The organism is Streptomyces crystallinus (genome assembly GCF_039521265.1).
Taxonomy (GTDB): domain Bacteria; phylum Actinomycetota; class Actinomycetes; order Streptomycetales; family Streptomycetaceae; genus Streptomyces; species Streptomyces crystallinus.
The window spans coordinates 1-1,838 of record NZ_BAAACA010000065.1 but is presented as its reverse complement, the minus strand read 5'-3'; the positions used below and the strand labels follow the sequence as shown (position 1 = coordinate 1,838).

Here is a 1,838-nt window from a genome sequence, read left to right as displayed (position 1 = left end):
CGCCGCGGCCCCCGGGTACGGCTACCCGCAGACGCCCCCGGCCCAGCCGGGCTACGGCTATCCGCAGGGCCCCGGCCAGCCCGGCCCGTACGCCCAGCAGCCCGGCCCCTACGGCCAGCAGCCGGGCCCGTACGGCGGTTACCCGACGCAGCCCCAGTACCCGGGCGCGCCGATGCCGGAGCAGCCGGGCGGGGGCCGCAACCCCTTCAAGGGCAAGCCCGCGGTGATCGTGGCGGCGGCCGTGGCCGGTCTGCTGGTGGTCGGCGGCGGCGTGTACTTCGCCACCAAGGGCGGCGACGGCGACAAGAAGCCCGAGGCGAAGTCGAGCCAGAGCGCCCAGCCGACCGGCTCCGCCACGGCGGACCAGGGCGACGGCAAGGGCGACGGCCGCGCCGGGTCGGACGACCTCAACGCGGGCCGCAAGGACGGCGAGGCGAAGGTCTGGCTCCAGGAGAACGCCACCCAGCTGACCCAGAACGGCGCCGAGCAGTCCGGCCCCTGGGTGGTCGGCGACACCGTCGTCAAGGCGATGTACAAGGAAGTCACCGGCTATTCGGTGACAGACGGCAAGCAGAAGTGGAGCGTGCCGCTGAGCGCCCCGCTGTGCGGCGCCCCGCACCAGGCCACCGCCGACGGCAAGATCGTCCTGGGCGTGCAGGAGGGCAACACCAAGAACGCCAAGTGCAACCAGCTCCAGCAGGTCGACCTCGCGGCCGGCAAGGCGGGCTGGAAGGTGGCGGTCCCGTCGGAGAACGCCTTCGACATCATGACCAGCTTCGACCTGGCGATCAGCGGCAACACCGTGGCGGTGGCCCGGATGGGCGGCGTCAGCGGCTTCTCGGTCGTGGACGGCAAGAAGATCTTCGGCCAGGAGCGCAGCGGCAACTGCCGTGCCGACGCCTTCGCGGGCGGCGCCCGGCTGATCGCGGCGGGCAGCTGCACGGTCGGCGGTGACACGCTCGGGATCGACCAGATCCAGGAGCTGGACGCGACGACCGGCAAGCCCAAGTGGACCAAGCAGCTCCCCAAGGGCTGGAAGGTCTCCCGGGTCTTCTCCGTCGACCCGCTGGTGGTCTACGCGACCAACAAGGACAAGAAGCAGTACAACATCACGACGTACAAGGCGGACGGCTCGGTCCGCTCCGAGGTGAGCAGCAAGGACAGCTTCCAGCCGGAGTGCGGCTGGGCGATCATGGACCGCGACCTCCAGGGCTGCCTGGGCGCCGCCGCCGACGCCAACACGCTCTATCTGCCGACCGAGCCCAAGCGCAGCTCCGGCGACGGCTTCGGGCGCACCAACGAGGTCGTGGCGTTCGACCTCAACACCGGCAAGGAGAAGTGGCGTTCCAGCGCGGGAGGCGACCGCACGATGCTGCCGCTGAGCGTCGAGAACGGCAAGCTCTTCGCCTACATCGCGCCCACCACCGAGAAGGGCGGCGCGGTCGGCGAGGTCACCGGCGCCGGCCAGCCCAAGACCGTGCTGCAGAACCCGGCGTCCACCGCCTCCATCGAGAACGGCTTCTTCTCCAAGCACGTGGCCTTCCGCGACGGCAGGCTCTTCATCCTCAACGGCCGGGTGTCCAGCCCCAAGGGCGACACCAAGGAGAAGGCCCTGATGGGGTTCGGCAACTGATGAACGCGCCCGCTTCCGCCCACTCTTCTTCCGCAGAGGTACGTACGCCATGAGCCAGCCCCCCCAGCCGCCCCAGCAGCCGCCGGGCGAGCCGACGCCGCCCCCGGCCGGCGGTTTCGGCGCCCCGCAGGAGCCCCCGGCGGGCGGCTACGGCGAGCCGACGCCGCCCCCGGCCGGCGGTTTCGGCGCCCCGCCGCCCGCGAGC

Annotated in this window: 1 protein-coding gene; it reads left to right on the top strand. The window is 72.0% G+C overall.

Annotated elements, in window-relative coordinates; genetic code table 11:
* On the top strand, positions 1 to 1,633 hold a 1,633-nt coding region (locus ABD236_RS33545), incomplete at its 5' end, for an outer membrane protein assembly factor BamB family protein (RefSeq protein ID WP_344081051.1).
* Positions 1,634 to 1,838: the final 205 nt, after the last annotated feature.